The sequence below is a fragment of the Synechococcus sp. BMK-MC-1 genome, from assembly GCF_014279955.1.
In the GTDB taxonomy this organism is placed as follows: Bacteria; Cyanobacteriota; Cyanobacteriia; order PCC-6307; family Cyanobiaceae; genus Synechococcus_C.
Map to the genome: position 1 here is coordinate 1,950,178 of NZ_CP047939.1, position 23,062 is coordinate 1,973,239.

The 23,062-nt window shown below is 57.1% G+C and carries 28 protein-coding genes; 13 read left to right on the top strand and 15 right to left on the bottom strand.

Translation table 11 applies throughout. The features are described from left to right. Positions 1-62 precede the first annotated feature (62 nt). From pglZ to SynBMKMC1_RS11035, 3 genes are read left to right on the top strand one after another with little or no spacing between them, the layout of a single operon-like run. Complete coding sequence (gene pglZ / locus SynBMKMC1_RS11025; protein ID WP_186471767.1) at positions 63-2,609, top strand: BREX-1 system phosphatase PglZ type A; 2,547 nt, start codon at positions 63-65, stop codon at positions 2,607-2,609. A gap of 3 nt (positions 2,610-2,612) precedes the next feature. Continuing rightward, positions 2,613-4,745: a BREX system Lon protease-like protein BrxL gene (gene brxL, locus SynBMKMC1_RS11030; RefSeq protein ID WP_186471768.1), complete on the top strand. Its 2,133-nt coding sequence runs from the start codon at positions 2,613-2,615 to the stop codon at positions 4,743-4,745. After that, positions 4,746-5,672, top strand: a complete 927-nt coding sequence (locus tag SynBMKMC1_RS11035; RefSeq protein WP_186471769.1) for a restriction endonuclease — start codon at positions 4,746-4,748, stop codon at positions 5,670-5,672. A gap of 75 nt (positions 5,673-5,747) precedes the next feature. Here SynBMKMC1_RS11035 and SynBMKMC1_RS11040 read toward each other — a convergent pair whose 3' ends face one another. Further along, positions 5,748-6,083 (bottom strand): hypothetical protein, encoded by a 336-nt coding sequence (locus tag SynBMKMC1_RS11040; protein WP_186471770.1) that lies wholly within the window; start codon positions 6,081-6,083, stop codon positions 5,748-5,750. A gap of 148 nt (positions 6,084-6,231) precedes the next feature. Between SynBMKMC1_RS11040 and SynBMKMC1_RS11045 the strand changes: the two genes are divergently transcribed. Then, on the top strand, positions 6,232-7,035 hold the full coding sequence (locus SynBMKMC1_RS11045; RefSeq protein WP_186471771.1) for a hypothetical protein: 804 nt from the start codon (positions 6,232-6,234) through the stop codon (positions 7,033-7,035). 85 nt (positions 7,036-7,120) lie between these two features. On the opposite strand, the gene SynBMKMC1_RS11050 is transcribed toward SynBMKMC1_RS11045, so the two are convergent. The 3 genes from SynBMKMC1_RS11050 to SynBMKMC1_RS11060 all read right to left on the bottom strand — a co-directional run bounded on the left by SynBMKMC1_RS11050 (position 7,121) and on the right by SynBMKMC1_RS11060 (position 12,656). Next, the gene (locus tag SynBMKMC1_RS11050; RefSeq protein WP_186471772.1) at positions 7,121-9,850 is read right to left on the bottom strand and encodes a DEAD/DEAH box helicase; all 2,730 of its coding nucleotides are present in this window, start codon (positions 9,848-9,850) and stop codon (positions 7,121-7,123) included. Between the two features lie 29 nt (positions 9,851-9,879). Further along, complete coding sequence (locus tag SynBMKMC1_RS11055; RefSeq protein WP_186471773.1) at positions 9,880-12,378, bottom strand: dynamin family protein; 2,499 nt, start codon at positions 12,376-12,378, stop codon at positions 9,880-9,882. An 89-nt stretch (positions 12,379-12,467) separates the two neighbouring features. Continuing rightward, positions 12,468-12,656, bottom strand: a complete 189-nt coding sequence (locus SynBMKMC1_RS11060; protein WP_186471774.1) for a hypothetical protein — start codon at positions 12,654-12,656, stop codon at positions 12,468-12,470. A gap of 44 nt (positions 12,657-12,700) precedes the next feature. On the opposite strand from SynBMKMC1_RS11060, the gene SynBMKMC1_RS11065 reads away from it, so the two are divergent. Continuing rightward, positions 12,701-13,066 carry a hypothetical protein gene (locus SynBMKMC1_RS11065; RefSeq protein WP_255486184.1) on the top strand — a complete coding sequence of 122 codons (366 nt, stop codon included), beginning with the start codon at positions 12,701-12,703 and terminating at the stop codon, positions 13,064-13,066. A 54-nt stretch (positions 13,067-13,120) separates the two neighbouring features. Here the strand turns inward: SynBMKMC1_RS11065 and SynBMKMC1_RS11070 are convergent, their stop codons facing one another. Then, the gene (locus SynBMKMC1_RS11070) at positions 13,121-13,387 is read right to left on the bottom strand and encodes a Nif11-like leader peptide family natural product precursor (RefSeq protein WP_186471775.1); all 267 of its coding nucleotides are present in this window, start codon (positions 13,385-13,387) and stop codon (positions 13,121-13,123) included. A 2-nt stretch (positions 13,388-13,389) separates the two neighbouring features. Here SynBMKMC1_RS11070 and SynBMKMC1_RS11075 point away from each other — a divergent pair, with 2 nt between their 5' ends. Then, complete coding sequence (locus tag SynBMKMC1_RS11075) at positions 13,390-13,749, top strand: hypothetical protein (protein ID WP_186473500.1); 360 nt, start codon at positions 13,390-13,392, stop codon at positions 13,747-13,749. Between the two features lie 49 nt (positions 13,750-13,798). After that, complete coding sequence (locus SynBMKMC1_RS11080; protein ID WP_186471776.1) at positions 13,799-14,194, top strand: hypothetical protein; 396 nt, start codon at positions 13,799-13,801, stop codon at positions 14,192-14,194. A gap of 121 nt (positions 14,195-14,315) precedes the next feature. On the opposite strand, the gene SynBMKMC1_RS11090 is transcribed toward SynBMKMC1_RS11080, so the two are convergent. The 7 genes from SynBMKMC1_RS11090 to SynBMKMC1_RS11120 all read right to left on the bottom strand — a co-directional run bounded on the left by SynBMKMC1_RS11090 (position 14,316) and on the right by SynBMKMC1_RS11120 (position 18,315). After that, on the bottom strand, positions 14,316-14,510 hold the full coding sequence (locus SynBMKMC1_RS11090) for a hypothetical protein (RefSeq protein ID WP_186471777.1): 195 nt from the start codon (positions 14,508-14,510) through the stop codon (positions 14,316-14,318). 141 nt (positions 14,511-14,651) lie between these two features. Further along, complete coding sequence (locus SynBMKMC1_RS11095; RefSeq protein ID WP_255486185.1) at positions 14,652-14,831, bottom strand: hypothetical protein; 180 nt, start codon at positions 14,829-14,831, stop codon at positions 14,652-14,654. Between the two features lie 277 nt (positions 14,832-15,108). Further along, positions 15,109-15,633 carry a hypothetical protein gene (locus SynBMKMC1_RS11100; RefSeq protein ID WP_186471778.1) on the bottom strand — a complete coding sequence of 175 codons (525 nt, stop codon included), beginning with the start codon at positions 15,631-15,633 and terminating at the stop codon, positions 15,109-15,111. Continuing rightward, positions 15,630-16,511: a hypothetical protein gene (locus SynBMKMC1_RS11105; RefSeq protein ID WP_186471779.1), complete on the bottom strand. Its 882-nt coding sequence runs from the start codon at positions 16,509-16,511 to the stop codon at positions 15,630-15,632. The genes SynBMKMC1_RS11100 and SynBMKMC1_RS11105 overlap by 4 nt, the downstream gene beginning before the upstream one ends. Positions 16,512-16,536: 25 nt before the next feature. Next, positions 16,537-16,995, bottom strand: coding sequence for a hypothetical protein (locus SynBMKMC1_RS11110; protein WP_186471780.1), 459 nt, complete (start codon positions 16,993-16,995; stop codon positions 16,537-16,539). A gap of 62 nt (positions 16,996-17,057) precedes the next feature. Next, complete coding sequence (locus SynBMKMC1_RS11115) at positions 17,058-17,993, bottom strand: major capsid protein (RefSeq protein ID WP_186471781.1); 936 nt, start codon at positions 17,991-17,993, stop codon at positions 17,058-17,060. A 151-nt stretch (positions 17,994-18,144) separates the two neighbouring features. Next, entirely contained in the window at positions 18,145-18,315 is a 171-nt protein-coding gene (locus tag SynBMKMC1_RS11120) for a hypothetical protein (RefSeq protein WP_186471782.1), read from the bottom strand. 508 nt (positions 18,316-18,823) lie between these two features. On the opposite strand from SynBMKMC1_RS11120, the gene SynBMKMC1_RS11125 reads away from it, so the two are divergent. The 6 genes from SynBMKMC1_RS11125 (at position 18,824) to SynBMKMC1_RS11150 (ending at position 21,530) form a co-directional block, all read left to right on the top strand. Next, positions 18,824-19,207: a hypothetical protein gene (locus SynBMKMC1_RS11125; protein WP_186471783.1), complete on the top strand. Its 384-nt coding sequence runs from the start codon at positions 18,824-18,826 to the stop codon at positions 19,205-19,207. A gap of 308 nt (positions 19,208-19,515) precedes the next feature. Further along, entirely contained in the window at positions 19,516-19,761 is a 246-nt protein-coding gene (locus tag SynBMKMC1_RS11130) for a DUF2811 domain-containing protein (protein ID WP_370593917.1), read from the top strand. Between the two features lie 131 nt (positions 19,762-19,892). Beyond that, a complete protein-coding gene (locus SynBMKMC1_RS11135; protein WP_186471784.1) occupies positions 19,893-20,129 on the top strand; it encodes a hypothetical protein in 237 nt (78 codons plus the stop codon). A gap of 38 nt (positions 20,130-20,167) precedes the next feature. After that, positions 20,168-20,923 (top strand): C39 family peptidase, encoded by a 756-nt coding sequence (locus SynBMKMC1_RS11140; RefSeq protein WP_186471785.1) that lies wholly within the window; start codon positions 20,168-20,170, stop codon positions 20,921-20,923. A 5-nt stretch (positions 20,924-20,928) separates the two neighbouring features. Further along, positions 20,929-21,189: a hypothetical protein gene (locus SynBMKMC1_RS11145; protein WP_186471786.1), complete on the top strand. Its 261-nt coding sequence runs from the start codon at positions 20,929-20,931 to the stop codon at positions 21,187-21,189. 119 nt (positions 21,190-21,308) lie between these two features. Continuing rightward, a complete protein-coding gene (locus tag SynBMKMC1_RS11150) occupies positions 21,309-21,530 on the top strand; it encodes a hypothetical protein (RefSeq protein WP_186473501.1) in 222 nt (73 codons plus the stop codon). A 94-nt stretch (positions 21,531-21,624) separates the two neighbouring features. Here the strand turns inward: SynBMKMC1_RS11150 and SynBMKMC1_RS11155 are convergent, their stop codons facing one another. The 3 genes from SynBMKMC1_RS11155 to SynBMKMC1_RS11165 form a co-directional block, all read right to left on the bottom strand. Further along, the gene (locus tag SynBMKMC1_RS11155; protein ID WP_186471787.1) at positions 21,625-21,897 is read right to left on the bottom strand and encodes a hypothetical protein; all 273 of its coding nucleotides are present in this window, start codon (positions 21,895-21,897) and stop codon (positions 21,625-21,627) included. Between the two features lie 12 nt (positions 21,898-21,909). Then, on the bottom strand, positions 21,910-22,833 hold the full coding sequence (locus SynBMKMC1_RS11160) for a hypothetical protein (protein WP_186471788.1): 924 nt from the start codon (positions 22,831-22,833) through the stop codon (positions 21,910-21,912). Positions 22,834-22,904: 71 nt separating this feature from the next. Beyond that, complete coding sequence (locus SynBMKMC1_RS11165; RefSeq protein WP_186471789.1) at positions 22,905-23,057, bottom strand: PIN domain-containing protein; 153 nt, start codon at positions 23,055-23,057, stop codon at positions 22,905-22,907. Positions 23,058-23,062 lie beyond the last annotated feature (5 nt).

The window sequence follows — 23,062 nt, forward strand, 5'->3', positions numbered from 1 at the left end:
TGGCAAAGGGGTCCGGCCAGCCAATACTGGTCATGTATTGGCCGATCTGGCAATACAGAGTCATGACCCGCTCCCTCTCCACCAACCGCATCCACGACAGCCTCGATACGGCTCTGGCGCGCAAACGCGTGGTGTTCTGGTTTGACCCAGAGGCGGAGTGGACCAGCGAATACGAAAGCTATGCGGCTTCAGGGGTGGAGAAGCGTGAGGTCAAGGGCAATGAGTTCTCCCTGAAGGTGGAGATCAGCCGCGCTGAGTTGGATCAGCGCTTTCTGCTTTATGTACCTGCGGCCAAGCCCGCAGAAGCTGACAACTGGCTGCTCGATCTGCTCCTGGCCGGCCACGAGTTCAAGGCCGATCGAGCCTCTCTCGATTTAGAAGACGCCGGCCTCACCCTCGAGTTCAAAGGCCTCGCCCAGCAGCACAAGGAATTTTTCAAGGCCAAGGCTCGCAAAGACAAGCTCAAAAAGCTCCTGCGGCCGAACGACGATGAGCGTGCACTTCGCCTCAAGATGCTGGCGATTTTGGCCAAACAAGACGCCTCGATTGATCTGCTGCTGCTGCATGCCTTCACGCAGATTGATCCCACCGATCCCGATGCAAAGGATCCAATCGTGGCCCTCTACGGCAAGCATCAACTCACCGAGCATTTCTGGGCAGCGGTCGACAGCAAGTTCAATTACCGCAATCCCAACCCCAACCTGCGTGATTTCGCCGTTGCCCTGTTCAGCAGCGCCAGTTGCGTTCCCCCTAAAGGCGAGCTGGAAAGCCACGCCCGCGTGTTCCTCAGCAGCTGGAAAGACAGCCTGAAAAGCCGCGATGCCTTCGAGCAATGGAGCAACCACCTGGCTGATCAACTGAAGGTGGAAGCGTTCTTGATGGATCCCCCCAAAGGCTTTGATCCAGGCGATGACGACAGCTACCAACTGATCGAGCAGTTCTGCATTCGCCGCCTGCTGGAGCGCTTCCACGCCACGGCAACAGATAGCGAACTATTGGAGACGATCCGCCAACGCAGCAGCTCCTGCTGGTTCGAACAGCACGAACACGGCTATCGCGCCATCAAGCAGGCCTTGCAGTTCCGCAGCCTGCTGGCCGATGCCGATCTGCAGGTGCCCAGCATTGATGAAGGGCTCAAGCGCTACTGCAACAGCTGGTGGAAGCTCGATCAGGCCTACCGCCGTTTCAGCTTTCACGTGCGCAGCTACGGCCAGCCAAAGCTGATGCAATCCCTGCGCAGCTGGATGGAGAACCAGTACGTCAACAACGTGTTGCTGCCCCTCACCAACCACTGGAGTGATCGGGTCACTGAGATGAGCAGCTGGAGTTGCGAAGCCCTGCCGCCTCAGCAGCAATTCCACATGCGCTATGTGCATGCCCCCCTTTCTTCAAGAGAGGTCAAACGCCTGTTTGTGGTGATCTCCGATGCCCTGCGCTACGAGGCCGCTCGCGACTTTGCCGGTCGCCTCAACGCCAAAGCAGGCAAGGGTTGGCAAGCCGAGGTTGATGCCGTTCTGGGTGTGCTGCCTTCCTACACCCAGCTGGGCATGGCATCGCTGCTGCCCGGTAACAAGCGCGCCATCAACACCGCCGATAGCAATGCTCCAGTAACGGTGGATGGCAGCAGTGCCAGCGGCACCGACAACCGCGACAAGATCCTCAAGGGCTACGCCGATGGGCGTGGCATTGCGATCCAAGCCGAAGACTTCCTCAACCTCGCCACCAGCACAGACGGCGCTGAGCTCACCAAGCACCACGACTTGATCGTGATTTATCACAACCGCATTGATCGCATTGGCGACAAGCTCGAAAGCGAAGCCGACACCTGCAAAGCCGTGGAAGACGCCTTCGAGGAGCTCGAACAGATCTTGCGCAAGATCAGCAGCCTCAAATGCAACCGAGCCGTGATCACGGCCGACCACGGTTTTCTGTTTCAACAGGAGCCCGTGGATGCCAACGACCGTTCCGCCTTTCCCGACGCCAAAGAACTCTCGATCAAGAAAAAGCGCTTTGCCATTGGCTCGGGCATCGAACCTGCGGCTGGCCAGAAGATTTTCACGGCAGAGCAGCTGAAGCTGGAGGGCGATTGGCAGGCGGTGTTCCCCCTGGGCCTGGATCGTTTCCCCCGCTCCGGCGCCGGCAACCGCTTTGTGCACGGCGGCACCTCTCTGCAAGAAGTGGTGGTGCCGGTGATCACGCTCAAAAAAGAACGCAAAGACGAAAGCCGCGAGGTGAAGGTTGAGCTGTTGCGGGTGCCCGAGAAGATCACCAACGCGCGGCTCAAATTCAGCCTCTTCCAAGACGAACCCTGCGAAGCCAAGCGCTTCCTCCCCATCACCCTGCGCATCAGCGTTGTTCCCAAGACCAACGACAAGGAGCTGCTTTGTGAACCAGCCACGCTGAGGCTGGATTCAACCGCCGTGGAGCCTCGGGAACGGGAGCAACTGATCGACCTCAAGCTCTCCAATGCCGCTGGTAGCTACAACAACCAGCTACTCGAGCTCAGAATTGACCAGGTGTTGGAGGGTGTGCAAACGCCTGTTCGCCTCGAAACTAGGGAGGTGAAGCTGCTCCAGCCCTTCGGCAACGACTTTGACGACTTCGGATAAGCCATGAGTATCAGCACCCCTGCCGCCCACACCCCCCTGGATCAAAAGATCCTTGAGCACTTCCCTGGCTTGGTAGTTCGCAAAGACCTCACCACCGAACTCAAGCAAAACGCGGTGGTGCCCACCTACGTGCTCGAGTACTTGCTCGGCCAGCACTGTGCCACCGACGACCCCGATCAGATCAAAGACGGCCTCGAATCTGTACGTCGAATCCTGGCTAAGCACTACGTGCACCGAAACCAGGCGGAACTGATCAAATCCACGATCAAAGATCGGGGTAGCCACAAGGTGATCGACAAGCTCACCGTCTCGTTCAACGAGAAGGCGGGCTTCCACGAGGTGGAGTTCACCAACCTCGGAATCAAGAAGGTTCCGATCGACGACTCCTACGTCAAACGCTTTCCAAAGTTGCTGGTTGGTGGCATCTGGGCCATCACCGATGTGGAGTACGAACTCCCGGTGGATCCCAAAGCCAGCCCTTGGCAGATAACTGGCCTCAAGCCGATCCAAGTGGCCGGCGTCGACCACGACGATTTCCTCAAAGCACGTGCGCAATTCACCACCGATGAGTGGATGGACGTGTTGATGCAGAGCGTCGGCTTCAATCCCGAGCCGTTTACGCGGCGCGGAAAGCTGCTCACCTTGATCCGCCTGATTCCCTTCTGCGAGCGCAACTACAACCTGCTGGAACTCGGCCCCAAAGGCACGGGTAAGTCGCACGTCTACGCCGAGTTCTCACCCCACGGGATGCTGATCTCAGGCTCTGAGGTCACGGCCCCCAAGCTGTTTGTGAGCAACGCCAACGGCAAGATCGGCCTGGTCGGTTATTGGGACTGCATCTGCTTTGACGAGTTCGCCGGCAAAGACAAGAAGGTCGACAAGACGTTGGTCGACATCATGAAGAACTACATGGCCAACCGCACCTTCTCGCGGGGCATCGAGCAGCTCTCAGCAGAAGCTTCCATGGTGTTCATGGGCAACACCCAGAAGTCAGTGGCCTACATGCTCAAGCACTCCCACTTCTACGAAGCGCTCCCTGACAAGTACATCGATTCGGCCTTCCTTGATCGCATCCATGCCTTCAACCCGGGCTGGGAAGTGCAGCCGGTGCGCCATGAGCTGTTCTGCACCGGCTATGGCTTCGTGGTCGACTACATCGCAGAAGTGCTGAAGCACCTGCGCACAGAAGACTTCACCGGCCTCTACAAACAGCACTTCGAGATCAGCTCGGAAGTGTCCACGCGTGATCAAACGGGCTTTGAGAAGACCTTCTCTGGCCTGATGAAGATCATTCACCCCGATGGCAAGGCCACTCCGGAGGAGATCGCTGAGCTGCTGGAGTTCGCCATGGAGTGCCGACGGCGTGTGCGTGAACAGATCCTCCGCATCGATGCCACCTTCAAAGCCAACGACTTCGACTACAAGCCTCTGGCGGGTGGTGCGGCGATTCGCGTGCAAACCCCAGAAGAGAAGCAATATCCGCAGTTCGCCAACCTCCGGCCTGGGCTTGTGGATTCGGCCGGTGGCTCTGATCCCCCAGTTGACGAGCAAGCGGCGACAACCACTGAACCAACTACAGGCACGCAAGTACCAGCCCAGCCATCAGCTGCCTCCGTTTCGGTAGAGACAGAGCTGAAAGAACATCACCTGGTGGTTCCGGAAAACAGCAAAGGCTGGAGTTATCGGCGCATCTTTGGCGACTACGTGCAGGGTTGCAGCGGCATCATCATCAAAGACCCCTACATCCGTGCCTTCCATCAAATCCGCAACCTGGTGGAGTTTCTGAGGATGGTGAATGAACTCACGCCCCAGGGCGATGAAGTGAGCGTGCACTTGGTGACAGGAGCTGACAGCGATGCACCCGAGAAGTTTGAGAAACAGATGGAGAACCTCAACCAGGTCAAAGACTCCTTCGCCGATACGGCCACACCGTTCAGCTTCGAGTTCGATGCCAGCCCAAACTTCCACGCCCGCAGCCTTACCACCAATCACGGCTGGAAGGTCAGCCTCGACCGAGGACTCGACATTTTTCAGTGGTTTGAAAGCTCAGCCTTCAACGCTGCCACCAGCCTCCAGGAAGCAAGGCTTACGAAGGGATGTGAGGTGAGCTTTATACGGGTCGAGAAGGAAGACTAAATGGCAGATCTTCCGAAGTGGCATCAGTTCATGCTTCCTCTCCTCGAGGTGCTCAAGGAGAGAGGTGAGCTTTCGAGGAATGACGCCATCGAATCTGTGGTCCAGAGGGTTGGATTAACCGAGGAGCAAATGGCTCTTAGCCAAGAGAGCAACGGTAAAAGTGTCGCTCGAGGCCGCATTGGCTGGGCATCGTCCTATCTACGAACAGCAGGAGCATTGATCGGCCCCAAACGCGGTTATTTCGCGTTAGGCCCAAACGCAGATGCATTGTTCGAACTCGGCCGCCCAATCAAACGAGCAGATCTCACTGGGTTTCAACAATGGCAAGAGCATCACGCGGCCAAACAAGCCAAAAACAAATCAACACCCGACAGCACCAGTGACATCAACACAGAAGACAGCACTCCGGAAGATCTGATCGAAGCGGGCGTCAAGCAGATCAAAGAACAGTTGGCCTCTGACCTGTTGGATCAGATGAAAGAGATGGATCCTCACGATTTTGAGGGTCTGGTCTTGGACGTACTTGCTGCCATGGGCTATGGCGGTGGTTCCAGGCAAGCCATGCAAGGGGTGCCGCGTGGGCCTGATGGAGGCATCGACGGCAAGATCAACGAAGACAAGCTTGGCCTGGATCAGATCTATATGCAGGCGAAGCGCTATTCGGAGAACTCCGTCTCCAGCGAGAAAGTTCAGGCCTTCGTTGGAGCCATGACCTCAGGCGGTTGCCGAAAGGGAGTTTTTGTCACCACCAGCAAGTTCACGGCTGATGCCATGCGCTTTGCTGAGAGCATTCGCGATCCACGCCTTGTGCTCGTCGATGGGGACAAGCTCGCCAACTTGATGATTCAGCACGGCGTGGGCATCCAAACCAAAGAGGTGATCAAGATCTCCAAGATCGATCTCGACTTCTTTGGTGGTGAGGATTGAAGGGGTTCGCTTCCCCTACCTGCGACATTCACCACCATCTCATCAATCTGAACTCTGCCTGCACAGGGTCTGACTTCAGCTGAGATCCAGCACGGTCCAGGTGGTTGTGCTCACTGGTCCGCAGGCAAAGCCGCAGGTGGTGATTTCAAAGGCCACCCAGCCTGGATGGTCAACGCTGTTGAGAAAGGCCACCACATCAACGGCCTCATCAGCTGCATCTTGAATCGCCAGATGGGCAGCCCATTGGGCCTGCAGCTCGGTGCATAGCAGCTGTGGCTCATCGGGCACCTCATGGCACCAGAACCCACGCACGGTTGAAGCGTTCGGCTCACCGGTGTCGTTGAACACCGGCTGGCCTGTGGATGGGCAGAAGAAATTCCAGTCCTCCCGCTCCAACTGGATCAGCTGCATCGACTGCTGATGACGTGCTTGCCCCTTCTTTAGCTCCGGTGTGCCGACTTGCCGCAGCGCTGGTTGGCAACAGCGGAAGGGGAAGATGCCGCAGGCCCTTCCATGCTCCGCGCCTTGGCAAGGGTGAGACGAGCCAGCCGGGTTGGTCGTGGGCTCCGCTGCGCTGCGCCATCAGGGCGGGGCTGGCCTTTGCCGGGCGGCGCGCGGGCAGGGCGGGTCCTGCGTCACCTCTCCTGTGGCTGCTCATCCGTCCCATCGCGCTTCTCTCTCCTTTCCATCAGGCAATGCCAAAACCGGGCCGATTGCGGTCTCCAGCACCAGCCGCCACACCTGCCCCTCCAGCTGCTCTCTGGCCGGTGATCAGGGTTGCTACGCAGAAGCGGGCTACCACACCCGGCTGCACTGGGATCGGCTCAGTTCCGGTGCCACCGGCAGCAGCGCTGCGGCCTTGATCAAGCAGGTGCTGGCGCTGCCGGCCGGGGTTCTGTTTCGCCATTGCGTTGCCGGTGATCAATGGCCGGATGCCGCTGATCCGCTGCGCATCGATCAGGCCCTCTTGCTTCAGCTGGCCCGGGCCACACGCCATCTGCGGGCAGCCTGGTCGTTCACCCACTACCCGATGAGCCCCGAAAATCAGGCCGCATTGCGGCAAGCAGCGGCCAAAGGGTTGGTGGTCAATGCCTCCACCGAATCCCGCCGTGCGGCAGCGGCTTTAGTGCGCCAGGGCATCCCGGCGGTCTGTGTGGTGCCGTCCGATGCACCAGCGGTGTTCCACCACGAGGGCGTGCGCTTTGTCGCTTGTCCGGCCTGCCGCTCCGGTGCCGGCCCCAGGATTCAGTGCAGCAGCTGTGGCGGCCGTTTTGGTCTGCCCCTCTGCGCCCAGGCCGATCGGCCCTTTGTGATCACCTTCCCGGCCCATGGCCCCCGCGCAGCGGCAGCCACCGCCCGCTGAAGCTGAGCACACCTGCAACACTCGAAGGGAAGATTACGCCCCCAAAGAGCACCTAAACAACAATCATTAGTCCAGTCGGCAGCAGTTATGGCACTGCAACAACTGCACAAAGTGGCCAGACTGCATATCTAAAGCCCCTTTCAATATCTTCTTGTGTCAATTGCCTCAACTCACCAAATAGCACAGTTTCCACGTCTCGTAGATCTTGCCGAATTTGCAATGATGAAGGATCCTTAATCCTGCTTGCCTTACTGAGACATCGGACAAGTCGAGAAAGTTGCGGCCCTGTGATTAATTCTTGCCCTCCTTTGTTAGGGAGAGCATAAGCAAGCAGATTTGTTGCATTCTCCGACCAACGACCCGAATCAACCTGCAACTTCTGTCTCAAGAAAAACAAATAAATGGTCAACTCATTCAAGGGAACTTTGTTTTGATCAATCGAATGAAGATTGACATAGGCGACGTCAGACCTTTTCTCAGTCACAAAAGTCATTTTCAATTTTTCCCGCACCCAGTCCAAATTCAAGCCCAGAGGAGTGGAGACGTCGCCCTCTGCCGAAACCGCTCTTAAGCCACTTGTATCGCCACACGAGTAAGACATGCCATCAAATAAAATGGTTGGAACTTCTTCCCTAACCGAATGTATTTCATCTTCGGAAAAGCGAAATGAGGGGAAATGAGCCGAAGCACTAGGCTTTGCTCCATGGTATTTAACCAAGTATGTAGCAACATCTTCCCAAGTCGCCTCGCCAGGATTCGATTCACGAATCTGCTCCGCTTGCACACGATAGACATCATCAAAGTTGCTCCAATTACGATAACCTTCATCGACAAGTCTTCCCAACTTATGCCCATCAGCAGATTCAGGTTTTAAGGGATTGGAAGAATTTCCTAAGATCGATTCGAGTTCCTTGGGTGGCACCAAGGACATGACTCGACTAAAGAGAGCTTCAAATTGGTCTGGAGCTAAATGCTGAGCTACCAAAGACAGTTTGTGACGAGCAATACGATACATATCCACCTCTCTACTGCCATCTGCCACAACAGTATTAACTACAATGGTCTTCTGAGAACCAAATCGATGAACTCGACCGACACGTTGCTCAAGCTCCATAGGGTTCCACGGCACGTCAAGGTGAATCAAACATCGAGAACATTGCATATTCAGGCCTTCACTTCCTGCTTTTGATGAAACAAGGAAGCGGGGTCCATCTGGTGATTGAAACGACTCAACCTGACTGGCTCGCTCACCATTATCCTGGTTTCCGATAATCAAAGCAGGTTTACACCCATACCGTTTTTCTAATTCAGCGGCCACGACGGTGACGGTCTCAACGGGTTGAGCAAACAAAACGACTTTCTCTCCATCCAACTGATCGATAAGCTCAAACACAGCTTTCCATTTAGCCATCGAACTCTCATCACGAATGAGTTCAATTCCTTCAAGTATCAGTTTTTCAAGCAGGATGGGATCTGGAATCCAGTCATATTCTTCAACCTCTTCCTCGTCGCCCTGGAGATAACTGCTTGGCAAGCCCTTACCAATCTGCTTGCAGAGGCGCTGATAAAGGAGCTCTAGTGGCTCATTTTTAGGGCCTCCCCGATATGGCCGCAGTGAAGATATTGCTTGCTTAAGGACTTCATTCTCCAAGTCCCAGCCAAGCCTCCTCATGGCTAAGCGAGTCAAAAACCCCAAACCCGCTTGAACACTTGAAGCCGCCCATTGAAGAGCTTGGCCTTTAGCCCAGCCCGCAGCACGAAGCCGAACACCTTTTAAGCCATTACTATTGTATAAATTAGCAACAGATGAATACCAGTTTTTATAATTCTCCCCAAGATCAATTACGAGTGGCTCACGAACATCGCGGGGAGGGAAAAGTGGATTTCCGAACCAATCCTTCACGCGATCCTTGGTCCTAAAAATAACTCGACCTGCAGCATTTTCGAAATTTTTTCCGTCGTCTGATAACAGCCGCAGAATATTCTTAAATCGCACTTCATTACCTTGGTGCGGTGTACCACTCATCAGAATTAATCGCCCATCCTCTGGTTGATTCTTCACCAACTGACTAACCAACTTGAACGACTGATTAGGCTGTCCACCGGTGACACCCCAATCGGATAAGTGATGACACTCATCGACTATTACCACGTCCCAGGGTCCACTTTTAGCTACTTTGCTTAAATTTTTCCCAAAAACAGCCTTATGAATACTGGCTATAACAATTTTATCGTCCTCAAGACGTGCATCAGACTCACTACCTGAGGCCCAAATCCTGGCATCAATATCTAGATTAGCGCGAAATTCCCTTGATACATTACTGACAAGTCTAGCTGGTGCAAGATAAAGAATTCTGGCTCGATTATCTTGCTCAAGTATCTGACGTACAAGAAGTCCGGCTTCAATTGTCTTCCCAAGACCAACTTCATCCCCAATGAGGACTTTTTTAAGTTCTGGCCGCTGCAAAATATGCTGAACAAGACTCACTTGGTGCATTAGTGTCGAAACTTTTCGAACATCAAGGCGTCTCTGCGGATCCTCAGCAATTAAAAAGGCTGCGTATAGACGAGAAAGGCTGCGGGTTGACTGCGCAAGCCAGTTGTCATCTTCCGAATGTTTAAAAGATAATAACTGAGTGGCAGGTGTATGAATATCATTCGTTCTTCGTTTGTCAATACTTGTTTCTACAAGAGTCTGTGCCCCCCTACTCTCCAGCAACCGCCTAGGCAAGCCAACAAGGTCATAAGAAATAAAGCCAAAATCATCAACAGTACGCAATACTGCTTTTGGAAAACCAGAGTATTTAACGAGCATGGATGTTCTGGGGGCAGAATTGTTTTTATTTAGGTTTTGGAGAGATCTTGTGCCAATTCTTTGAATTCTTTAAGAACCAATGTACGTTTTTGTGCATCTGATCTTTTCATACGCATCTCATGCCGTTCAACAATTAAATCAGCAGTATCCTGTATGGGATCTCCGGCCTTTTTCAGTTCTTGCTGGACTTCTATCCGTACTCTTGTTGCATTTTGTTGAAGAATTCGAATGGCAGGTTCCTTTGCAGCAAGCGTTGATTCTCTAGCTAATTCAGAAAAAAGTTCTAATATTCTATTTTTAACCCCGATTCCTCGATCATTTCCAGCTTGGATGAAATCCTTGCATGACTGCTTAATTGGTTCTCTTATAGTTGCTGTAAGCTCACTTTTAACCGTAGATCTTAACTCGTCTACAGCTTCCTTTCCGACGGTCTTAATCTGCTTTGCAAGTTCAGATATCCTGTCTTGCTGCGTTTGAAGAGTCTCAGCCTTGACTGATGCTCCTCCTTCTTTTTTAGCCCACGTACACAATTCAATAACCATCTGTTCAGTATCGTTTGCAAGCTCACCTGTTTTTCTGCGAATGTCTTTCAACAGTTTTTGTCCCCAAACTGCTGCCATAGGCTCCAGGAAATAGCCTGTAATATCATCAGGGAGGTTAATACTGCGTTGTCCATAAAAAGTCCCTCCTCTGCGAACAGCCGCTTGAAGAGTCCTCCAGTGTGCTCCTTTCAAACTCTTCAGATATTTTCCAACTTCTTCCTCAGCAACTTCACGAGCTTCAAACACCAGCGTTTCAATTTTTGCAGGAACTGTCTCATCGAGAAAATTACGAAAGGAAGACGCGCGAGCGCGATATTCCTCCTGCTTTTCAGCGAGGATTGGTTTAAGAGTCGTTTCTAACCTTTCTGCATCCTCGGCAGCACGCGTTCTTTGCTCCCACTTCGACTCTATCAATTTCAATTCACTGATTAATGTCGTCGCCAACCTCCTTCTAACTTCATTAATCGCATCAGCACGTATTAGAGCTTCATTTTGAGCAAACTTTTTAAGAGACGCCTGTAGACCTGGAATTCCTGTTTGATCAATATTCGCCAGGAAAGAACGATCGTCTTCGTCATCAGCCAAAATTTTCCTAAGCTCAGGAGCAGATACTGGATGTATCTCTAGAGAGTTAATAATATTGTTTCTAGCTTGATTTCTGGCCTCGTTGACCGACTCATTGGACGAACTGCCAATTTTTTCCAGTTGCTCGACAATCTGTGATTTCATTCTTGGCTTGAACTCTTCTACTAGTTCAGCGAAAACCTCACGTTTTTTGGGCTTTTTGGTTCCAGGCTCAAGATTCGTTGATCTAATTTGCCACTCAGTTTGAGTGACATCATCAACTCTAGTTACTGCTATCAACATTGCGCATGCATCACTTTCGGGATCATCCGATGCACCTACCAAACGCTCCCAGAAACCACTACTCCGAATTAAATCCATCGTAGATTCTGTTGGGCCAGCCCTGTCAACGGTCAAGACAACGGCTCTTGCTTTATCTCTGACATAGCTTTTCGTGACATCTCTGTAGGAATCTTGAGCAATACCAACCCCAGGTAAGTCAACTAAAATCACACCTGCCTCTAAAAGGTCAGAAGGCCAACCCACTTCAATTTTTTCAATCAAAGGTGATAAGAATCCTGCAGCATGCGCTGACATTTCTTCTTGGAATCCCCTGGGATCATCACCTTCACACCTTTCATAAATACGCTCATCATCTGAGCACTGCATTATTCCCCTAACTCTTTGAATACGCTCTTGATCTTCCTCTTGAATGATCGAATCCCATTTAATCGTGTAGTTACAGGCACTTCTGATTGCGTCTACCAAGTACTCAAGGCTTATGTCAGTAAACTGTTTCCCGCTTACAATATTCTTTGCTTGCTTGATATATCCTTCCAAGGGATCTTCTTCTGCATAGGATCCTTCGTCCGTAGATATTGCCTGTTCAAGAACTTCTGTCCTCTCCTCGCTAGTCAAATTACTTGCCAGCTCCGATACCTCGATATCAGCATTCAATTCTTCTCGTTGGTTTGTATTGCTAGCTAGTTCGGCATTTTCAGATCGCTTTAATGCTTGAAGCCTTGTTTCAAGTGCGAATCCCAGTCGCCATAAATTTTTCTTGGGATGATAAGTGACCCGAAATCTCTTCTCAGCGCTATACTTTACTTCGGTTGCCTGTGCAGTAAGAGGTCCGATGCCACCAGCAGGTAAAACCTGAAATTCACCAGCGGCCAGTGCATTGAGTAGCGTACTTTTTCCTACACCTGAATTACCCAGAAAACATATAGTTACGCCTTCCTCGCTATCCAGTAGGTTTTTTAGTCGATGCCTGTCAGCATCAATGGCTTCTAGTTTTTCAGGTGCATATTTTTCTAGAAACTTTTGCGCAGCACCATCAAGCCATTCGATCAGCGTGTATGGACACAAGCTTTCGAGATCTTGCGGCCAATGAGAAACCTCAGGCGTCCCTGCTCCACTCATAGCCTTACGTTCAATAGATTTGCTTTAGCACAGAATCCCGCAACATGCTGTCAATGGAATCACATCAGACGTAGTCATCGCATTAACGGTCAGCCAATATGCATATTTTGAATAGATTTACCATTGCTCATGAAATCTGTCTCAAAACGTTGAGGCGCAACAGCATGAACAAAGGCGGATTCTACGCAAGCAGATTTTCTTTTTGTATCGAATAAAGAGCAGCAAGCAGGATTTTTTTGCTCAGAAAATGGATAAAGTTTGTTGTGAACACCATTCATTGCTGTTGGCTGGCTCCGGGCCGCTCCAGTCTGAGGCCCTCCTGATGTCGGGCCTCCGCTGGGCTCGGTCCCATCGCTGCGCCGCACTGGCGCCGATCTCCATGGCACCCAACCACGTTGCTGCCGCTTTTGCCTCCCCCCAGGAGGATCCATTCCTGTTGCTGGAATCCACGCTCAAGGCGGTGGAGCGCATCCTGAGGCATGCCTCTCAGCAACCCCTGCAGCGCTGCTGGATTGATCACCCCTATGGAGAAGAGGAGCTCACCCGCCTGGAGGAGGAGGTGATCCCAGCGATCAGCCGCTGCCTGCAGCGCATTGATGAAATTGATCGTGCCCTGGAGCAGCAGCTGGAGGGGCAACAGCTACAGGCCCTGTATCGCCAAGCCAATGGAGGTTCGGATGGCGGCTGAGGGCTCCAGCAACCTCCAGATCCACTGTTTAGCGGTGCTGCTGCATCGAGCCGTTCACAACCGTTCCTTCTGCTCGGCTTGCAGCCATGCCATGGCTTCTGCAGGGCTGATGGTTTCGCACTGTTTATCCAGCCAGCACAAGCGCTGTTCCTCCCGCTCCTCCTCAATCGCCCGCTGCAGGTCCACGCGGGTGATCCGATAGCCGAGCTTGCGGCCCGCCAGGATCAGGGCATCGTTCGTGCGGCAGTGGCGCAGCAGCCAGCGGATCGAGGAATCCTGCTCCGCATCATCGACAAACCGCTCGAGTTCCTGCCTGCTCACTGATGCTGCACCTCCACTGCCCGGGTGATCTGCAGCATGCCGTCAATCGAGGCAAAGACCAGGTTCACTTCGCTACCAATCACGACCCAGCCGTTGCCTGCCGATCGGCCAAGCGACTCTGGAGCCAACGCTCAGGTGTGGACGTCTGGGCAGCTGAAGCTGGAGAACACTGCCATTCTTGGTCCAGCAGTCGACTCCTGATGCGTCAAATCAAAAACAAAAAAGCCATCACGATTCACCTGTCAGATGAGCTCGCAACCATGATCGACCTGAAGCGCAAGGAGTGGGGATTGAGAAGTCGAGGTGATGTGCTTGAGCACCTACTGGGATGGATGGTGGAGACAACAGAGGCGGATGAATAAGGAGAAGATTGCACAGCTAACCCAGCAACTTTTTGCTGTTTCTCAGCAATTGGAAAAGGAGATCCCAGGCAGAAGTTTTCTGCCGAGTGGACAACAACTGGGCAACCTTGGAGAGGTTTTGGTCGCTGAAGCGTTCGGTCTCAACCTCTGCAAGGTGATGACCAAAGGAATTGATGCACATACAGCGGATGGGCGAATGGTCCAGATCAAAACCGTGACCAGCCGAGCAGCTGGTGTGATGCTCTCCAAGCGTCGCCCCAGCCTGAACACTTACCTGATCGCAGTGCGCATCAATCCAGAAGGCACGTTTGACGTGATCTACAACGGTCTGGAAATCCATGCGTGGCTTGTTCGCCAGTCAGGAAAGCCTTTCGTCTCGATGCGTCCGCTGCTGAAAGCTGCTCAAGTCATCCCAGCGGACGAACAACTCCCCCGCTTCCAATGATGGCAGCGCAATCAACCTGGACATTCCAACGTTGTCCAAGGTGGCTGATGGTGTAATCGGCGTCATGCCATGGATCAACACTGACCGGGTGCTGCAGCTGTTGCCTTGCTGAGCGCTGAAGTCAGGCTTCAGCGTCAAGCAGCTCAAGCTCCACTTCACGCCCTTTCAACCTGTTGAGCATGTCGCGGCTGTGATCGATGGGAGATCCGTAGAACTCGAAGTCCATCTGGAACTGCGGCAGAACAGAGCGCAGACCATGGCGTTTCTGCCGTGCCAGATAACGATGAAAGCGGTTGAACGACCTTGATCGACTCATGGAAGCTCCTTCAATCGTCTTTCCGTTGTAAGGCTCCTCCAGGGGTGAGAACTGTGTTGAAACAAACCATCGAGAAAGCTTTAAATGCGCAAAAAAAACGCCCCTCGAGGGGGCGCTTGCTTGCCGATCAGTGACACCAGTTCAGCTGTTGGTAGCCACGCCCTTATCGGTGCAGGCGGCAGAGCTGCGAGCAATGGTCGGAGAAAGGTGGGCTGAAGTGTCGACACCGCGATAGGCGGTGACACGCAAATGGGCCAGTTGAGCCTCAGTGAGGCGTTGCTTGCGCTGGGTTGCGCGCTTGACGAGGTCGAGAGGTGACATCAACGTCTCCACAGTGTCCGGGTCCCCGTTGCATGACCCCGGATCGAACTGCACCTGCAAATGACAGGCCAACGATGTTTGTAATTTATCGAGGACGCTCAACGATCAGCGTGCTCAGCAGCACTGAGGCGGGTCTGTCAGCAGCACATTTGCAAGCGCGATTCGGCTTTCCCTTCCGGCTTAGAGGCAAAAACCAGGCGTGCGCAAGCGCTGGAGGTCGCTGATCCTTCACCATCCCGTCGCTGGCTGCATGCCATCAATCGAGGCAAGACCAGGTTCACCGCGCTACCGATCCATGCTCGGCTTGTTCCAACTCCCGTGCCACAGCCAGCAGGGCGCTTTTGCTCAGGCCGCGATCCAGCAACACGCCATGCCGCTGCTGCATGGCCGTGATGATCGCTGCCTTGGTCATCGCCTGCAGATCCATGCCATCGGCGCTGCCGGCGGTTGGTTCCTCAACGGCTGCCGCCATCGCTTCTGTTGCTGGCATCAGCATTGATGGCTCGGCTTCCGCGTCCTGAAAGACCTCGCTAACGCTCGCCGCGCCAGCATCACCGTCCGCTGCTGCTGCTGCCACAGCTGTCATGCCTTCACCAGCCAGCACCTCTTCTCTCGCCTCTGCTGGGGGCATCGGCGCATCCAGGCCATTCAGCCGTTGCCAGCCCAACGCCAGCCAGCCCGCTCCATGCACCGCCGGGGTGTGGATGATCCGCTCCCCCAGGCGGTAGCTCTGCCAGTCCTCGCTGCTCTGTCCCATCGCGTTTCGTTTGGTGGTGGGCTGTCCTGTTGGGGGCGCTGTCATGGCAGCAGCGAGCGGCCGTTGATCTCCAGCCGCTCCACCCATTTGCTCTGCGCCTCCTGATAGCCGCTGTCGCCACTGCAAAGCAGCAGTGCCGGGGTGCGCTCCGCCGCTGGCAGGCCGCCATCACCGCTGACCGCATCCACCAGGCGGGCCTGCGGGCAGGCAACCAGCAGATCCGTGAGGGAAAACACGTTCTCCATCCAGCTGCTGCCGTTGCTCAGCACCGGGCTGATGCCATCAGGGGCATTGCTGCCGTCGTAACCCACGATCAGCACACCGTGGGTGTCGGCACGCCAACGGACCGTGAGTCGATTGCTGCCGTCATTGCTCGTGACGCCGATCGCCTCGCTGATCGCCGGGCTGAGTTGATCACAGCAACACACCAGCACGCGGATGTCTTCCCCGGTGGGAGCACCAGCAGCGTTCAGGTCCACCAGCAGATTCAGGTAGGGCGTGGCCACCGTCACGGCTTGCGCTGGTTCCACATGGGGCCCAGCCGGACCGGCCTGGTTCTGCCACACGATCAGCAGCTGCTGGAGTTCAGCAAGCGGCAGCAGGTCCAGGCCGCAGGCGCCGTAGATCGCCTTGTTGCCGCTGCCACCGCCCTGGAAGGCACCGGCCTCATTCACTCGAGCCGTCGTGGTCAAGGTGATGCCCGCGCCGCTGCTGTGCGGTTGCACCCGGGCGCTGTTCACCGAGCAATCGATCCCCGCCTGTGGCGGTCTGCGGCGCGGCATCTGCTGCCGCCAGCCCTGCTGCCGCCAGCGGTTGGCATGCACCACCGGCACCAGCTGCTGCAGGTTGTCCTTCTCCAGCGAGCGCCAGCTGCGGCTGCCCGGCAGCAATGGCATCACAACGGCTCGGTTCTCTTGGCTCATGGCTGTCTCCTCAAACAGGCGCGGTTCAGGCGGGGAGGGTGGCGGTCAGGCCACAGGTGAGATCGGCCGGTGTGCCCGGACTGGCGATCGCTTTGGCAGCTGCCATGCACGGCCACTGCACCTGGTCTGCATCGGCGGCATCGATCTGCAGGTCATGGCCGCTGATGAACGCCTCCACCCGCCCGCCTTCTGCCGGCAGTGACACCGTGGCAGCGCTCTGGAAGCTGCCGAGGCTGCCATCAATCCGCTGCGGTGCCAGCTGCAGCTCCACCGTCACCGCCTGGTCGTGGCCGGAATGGCAACAGATCAAGGAGAAGCGCACGGCGGCATCGAGCTTGGTGCTCAGCAGCACTTCGGTGCCGGAAGCCCGCTGCTCGGCCACCGGGCGATCAGCGCCAGCGGCCACAGGACCGATCAACACGGTGACGGCATCAAGCAGGGGATTGCTCCGCGCTCGGATGTGAGGAATGGGAATGGCGGCCATGGTTCAGAGATGGGATGGACTGAGAGGAAGGGAGCGTGACCAACAAGGGCGGCAGCAGCGTTTCAAGGAGCCGCCGCTGCCGTCATCGCCGCCGGTGGCGTGATTCCATGCAGCCGGCCGGCGGATCTGGGGTGCAGCACGGCAAAGCCGACGTACCAATCCACCCGGGTGCGGAACACCGGCGCATCCGGCACCTCCCCCAGATCCCGCACCGAGATCCCATAACGCCCCTGGAATGGTCCCTGCAGGCCGGTCACACCCTGATCACCGAGGGCGAGGCAGTAGATCGAGCTGGTGCCACCCGCCTCGTCGTAGCCCATCACCTCACGGCCCTGGGCATCACGGTCCACCGTCAGGATTTCGCAGTCCTGGTAGCGGTGCACCGTCATTCCCAGCGCATTGGTTTCAGCGCTGTAGGAACAGCACTGCTCGCTGCGGGCGAGGGCATTGAGCTGACGCCGCATCGCTCGGCTCATCAGCAACACCTTTGGACGGCCCATGCCGTCAACCGAATCGATCAGGGCATCAAGCGGATCAAAATTCAGCGGTGCATTGCCGTTGTCGATCGCTATCGCATCCGCCGGCGGCAGCCGTTTGGCCAGGCCATCAAAAGCGCGGGCATCAGCGCTGGCATCGCCGTTCACGATCGTCGCCTCCAGGGTGAGACGCATCGAGCGGATCTTCATTTCGATCTGGCTGGCACGGGCCTCCGGGCCCATCAGATCCACGATCGAGCGGTCCACATCCACATCACCACCAAAGAGATGCACCGCCTCAGCGCGTTGATCGATCACGCCGTAGCTCTGGCTGTAGCCCTCATTGACGGCGCGGAAGCCAACGGCGGGCAGTTCTGCTTCTGCGGCATAGAACAACCCGCTGCCGTTGATGTTCAGAAAGGGCAGGCGGCCGAGCAGTTCACCTTCTGAGAAGGTGCGCAGCACCGCCAGATGTTCCAGGCGGGTTTCGTACTTGGCCGCCTCGATCAGGGTGAGGCCCATGGCAAGAGAAATGGGGCCGGGCCCCAGCGACGTCACCCGCTATTGCCGAGGCGGCAACGAACTCGCCAACGCAACAGGGAAAGCTCAGCTCTGACCGCAGCCCCATCCGTGAACGGGAAGGCAGCCAGCACGATGTCGTAGCGGCTGAGCATCAGCCGGCAACGATCGCTTCTCCGTCCGAGAAGCTGTAGAGATCAGGCTCTGCGGCCAGATCGTCAAAGGCTCCACCCGCCATCGCCATCTCAGCCAGGGCACCGTTGCTCAGGTCGCTGTTGTCCTGCTCCAGCGGCTTGAGCAACCACCAAGCCAAAGGTTGGCTCATGAACCAAAAAAAGCCCGCCGCCACACGTGACCTTTCTCGGACCACGGCCAGTAGGGCGCAGTGAGTTCGCGAGAGCAGGAGCGCAAAGCCTTGAGGCTGATCCCATGCCCATCACCTGCCGCCAGATCGATGATCTCCTGCGGTGATGTGCAGCGACGGATCGCCTGCTGCAGATCAGAACGGCCGTTACAAGCGGCCACCCAAGAGCGGAGTTCGCACAAGTCCGCATCAGAGGGAGAAGAAGGGGGGGGGGGGGGGGGGGGGGGAGGCTATTAATTGGACTCACGCGTCTACAGCGCGACCAAGAACATTTCGTCCATCATCGGCGGAAAAGTGTTGTTAACAGGCGCATCCGCTACTGGCTAGGGAACATGAACACCGCTTCATTCGTAGCGGCCGATTCTTTCGGCAACACTCACCCGGCCAGTCTGCTGAGACCGATCACCTCGCTGGCTGGACCAACCGCGGCAGTTTGACTGCGTGGAAAATGGCCTCCTGAGGAGGAACCATGGCGCGACTGGAGGCCTGGATGGACGGGGTGGTCGATGGCCCTGATCGGCGCCAGGAGCTCAGCGAGCTCGCCAGCCAGCTTGGTGGCCAGCTGGAATGGCTGGACCCGCGCAATGGCGAAGTCAAGCTTGCCTGCGGGGACGAGGCTCTGCTGGTCACCGCATGGATTGAGCTGTTGCCCGGCAACAGGCTGCGCCTTCTGCTCAGCAGTCGGGAAGGGATGAGCACCGGCGCCCAGGTGACGGCGGCAGCCCTGGAGGTGATCCTCCAGGGCCTGTTGGACATTGCGAAAGGAAGCACCGTGCGCTTCCGCTCAGACCGTGATGGACCACTGCTCAAACCGCAGGGAATTGCCATTCCCGCTGCTCCTCCCATGGACTGATCAGCAGCCGTGAACAGAGCACTTCTTCACCAAGCAACGCCGTCTTTCCACAGATTTTCCACAACTCCGTCAGGACTCAATCCAGAACTGCCAATCGGTTCCGCTGATCCCGGGGAAAACAAGCCTTCCCATTGACAGGCGGATCTCACGCCTTTCAACTTTGTGCCCCACGACACATGCCAAAGAACCAAGCCCAGTGCTGGCCTTGATTCTTGATGGGGTGCATCGCTTAAGCGGAGCGAGTCCGCTTTTTTGACATCACTGCAGGCGCTATGGCCTGATGGCTGGGTTGACAGCCATGGGACGAGTTGAACGAGACACCCGATGCGATGCCAGTCCACGTGAGTGTGGAAAACCAGCTACCGGAAGACCTGCATCGCGCCATGGGAGTTTTTATCGCCGACCATCCGCAGTGGGACCAGTACCGACTTGTTCAGGCCGCCATTGCGGGCTTCCTCTTTCAGCAAGGCTGCAAGGAGCGTGCTGTTGCTCAGCACTACCTCGCAGGCCTGTTTCACCAACAGACCTGCACCCAGGACGCTCTGCATTCCTAGGGCTCCTGCAGCCCTGTTGAGACCCATAGCAAGTGCAAAGCAGCAGCTCCCTGAGCTGCCACAACCACGCCAGCGCAGTGCCGGCCCCTGGGGCTTGATGAGGCCATTCACTGCCCACCGCCATCACTCAGATGTCATCCTGTTTCCTGCTGCGTGACGGCCGCAAACAGGCCTGCACCGTTGTTCCTTCTGACCTGCAGGTGTTTGTCTACAGCGACCAGGCTGGAGAAGAGGTGCGGGCCTTGTTGGATCCCGCCAGTCAGCAGCGTCTGCTGCGCGTCCAACCCCCGGCACCGGTGCACAGCCTGCGGCGGTCCCGCAGGAACCGCATCTCACCGCCACAACAGCGCAACCCTGCCGCTGCCTGAAACCAGCAGCGGCAACAGCAGGAAACCGCTCTGCTGCCATGACCGCCACCGCTGCCTCTGCACCCCAGGCATCGCCTGCGGCCCAAGCACCGTTCAGCGCCGAACGCTGGCGCCAGTTCTGGGACCACTGGAAAGCTCAGCCCCAGCAGCTGGAGGGCATCGAGCAGCTGCGCCAGGCTGTCATCAGCGCTGATCCAGCGATCCTCACCGAGGCCGCGTCCTGGCGGCAGACCTTCTCATCACTGCCACCAGCGCCCCCAGCTCCGGGCCACGCCAATCCGCTGCCGGTGATCTGGGAGAACCAGAACGACAACGCATCCGGCAGTGGCTACCGCGAGTGCTTCTCCAGCAGTTGCGCCATGCTCGCCCGCTACTGGGGCAAGGTCAGCAGCGACGACGCCTACAACCTCATCCGTGCCCGCTACGGCGACACCACCTCCGCCGAGGCCCAGCTGGCGGCCCTGCGCTCGCTCGGGCTGACGGCACACTTCGCCACCAACGGTGATCGCTCAGCGCTGGAGGCCGAGATCCAGGCCGGCCGGCCTGTCGCCGTCGGCTGGTTGCATCACGGCCCCGCCACGGCCCCAACAGGCAGCGGCCACTGGAGTGTGGTGATCGGCTTCTCCGACACGCACGCCATCCACCACGATCCCAATGGCGAGGCCGATCTGGTCCAGGGCGGCTATACCGCCAACACCAATGGCGCCGCTCAGCACTACAGCTGGACGAACTGGCTACCGCGCTGGGAAGCGGATGGTCCCGGCAGCGGTTGGTGGCTCAGCTGCTGCGCCTGAGATCGATGGGCTTTCAGCGAGAGCGTTTTCTGCTGCGCGCCATCGCCGGACTGTTTGCGGTGCAGTTTCTGATCTTTCTGATCGGCCTGGCGGCCTGCATCGAGCAGAACCAGCGGAGCAGCACCGGACCGGTGTGCAGCAACTACGGCGAGCATCTGCAGCGCACCTTTGAAACCGCACTGGCCACCACCCTGGCGTTGCTGGGCGGCAGCAGGCTCAGCTCCGATCGCCAAGTGCACTGCAGGGCCGGAGCACGCGAGGTCTGACCCCATCGAGGCACTGGCCTGCTCACTCGGCAAGGATCGAGCCGTGCACCCCTGCGGGGTGTCCTTGCCTGCGCTGCGCTGCCGTGCCTCACCGGTGGGGTCCCTCGCACTTCCGCTCCATGGCCTCCGCAGTTCCAGCACTCTCCTGCCCGATCCGTTTCCTCTGCATCCATCGCTATACCCCCGGCCTCCGCAAAGGTGGTTCCAACCCTTGTGAGCAGCAGTGGCTCGGTAAGCGCGGCAAACCGGTGAAAAAAATGCGTCTGATTCCCGCTGCGCGGGCCCATCAGATCGCCCGCAAGCTGCAGGGCACCCCCGGCGTCACCGTCTCGGTGCTCTGAGCCATCGGGCCACGGCTCCGCCCTGGCATCTGCCCAGCGGCCGGCATCCGCCGGCGGCTGGGTGATCTCGCGTCACTCCTCCAATGCCCTCCGCTCACAACCAGGAGCGATAACGGCTGCGCTGCTGCCGAGCCTGCTGCCGCTCAGACGCTGAACCGAACTGAGGGCTGGAGCCATCGCGCCGCCGGCGCACCCACACGCCGCGGCGGATCAGGGCTGCATCCTCGGGTTTTGCCTGCTGCAGCGACACCAGTACGCCGTAGCCCTGTTTCTGTCGCGATTTGGCCCGTGCTCGGGCCTGCTGCCGGTCGCGGGCCTCCACCACCGTGGCGGTGCTGCGGCGTTGCCAGAAGGCCAGATAAAACATGCAGCCCTCCCCTCAGCTGCTGGGCCGACTGCGGGGTGGTCCATGGCGCTCCGGCATCACAAAGCCAGCGCGATACAGCTCCGCAGCACTCATCGCCTGGGGATTGAGCACTTCGCCGAATCCACCGGCAGCGGCCCCGCCCCCAGTGGTCAGTGCTGCATTGGACGTCAGGGACGTGTTGCCGATGGCTCCCCGTTGCTGAAACAGGAAGCCGTACACCGGGTGAATGCGCAGCGCATCCATGAAATCCGCCGTGCTCATCGGCCGGCCGTCATCCCCCAGCAACGGCTGGCCCTGGCTGTCGAGTGGTTCGAGCTGGTCCTGGCCCTCCTTGCTGCTGCTAAGACGGAACGCATCCCACAACTGCCCTTTGAACACCTGAAAGAAGGTGCCGCGTCCATCACCACCGGTGCGGCCCTCCGCTTCTGAAAAGGCCCGTTCCAGCAACCGTTCCTTGCGCAGTTCCTGCACCCGTTCATTGGCCGCATCCCGTTCGGCGGCCACCGTCGCCACCCGTTTGGTGGTGGCCTCCTCCATCTGCCGCTCGCGCAGTTCCAGCTGCTGCTCGAGGTGCTGCTTCTGCCGTTCCGCCTCCTGCAGGCGGGCGTATTCCTCCGGGTTGATCTCAGAAAAACGGGTCAGCTGCTGGCGCAGGCCGCGCAGTTCCTTCTCCAGCTGGTTGCTGCGGCGGCGTTCGGCCTTGAGCGCTTCTGTCAGGCCATCGCTGCCCTGAGTGCTGCCGGTGTCCATCTCCGCTGGGGAACTGCGATCGGCAGCAACCGTGGTCGTGGCAGTTCCGTCGTTGTTGAGGGGCTGCTCTGGATCCGTGGCGGCCTGGGTGTCGAGGCGGTCGCTGCTGCCGGTGGTGCTGTTGCCCGTGGCGCTGGCGGCAGGGTTGCTGCTGCTGGCAGAAGTGGTTGTGGTGGTGGAAGCCATGACCCGTCTCGGCTGTCAGTGGATGCGGCAGCCCATCGCGGTGCTGCCATCCCCTGTTGCCGAGGCGATGCTCAGCTGCTCAGGTAACGCTCCACATTTGCACTGGTCCAGGTCGCAACGCCGGTGCCAAAGAAGTCCTGGTCTTCCGTCCAGATGGCGCACTCCAGCTGCAATCCCAGAGCCAAGGCCGGCCAGTCATCAGCGTCACGGATCCTGGCCCCCAATCATT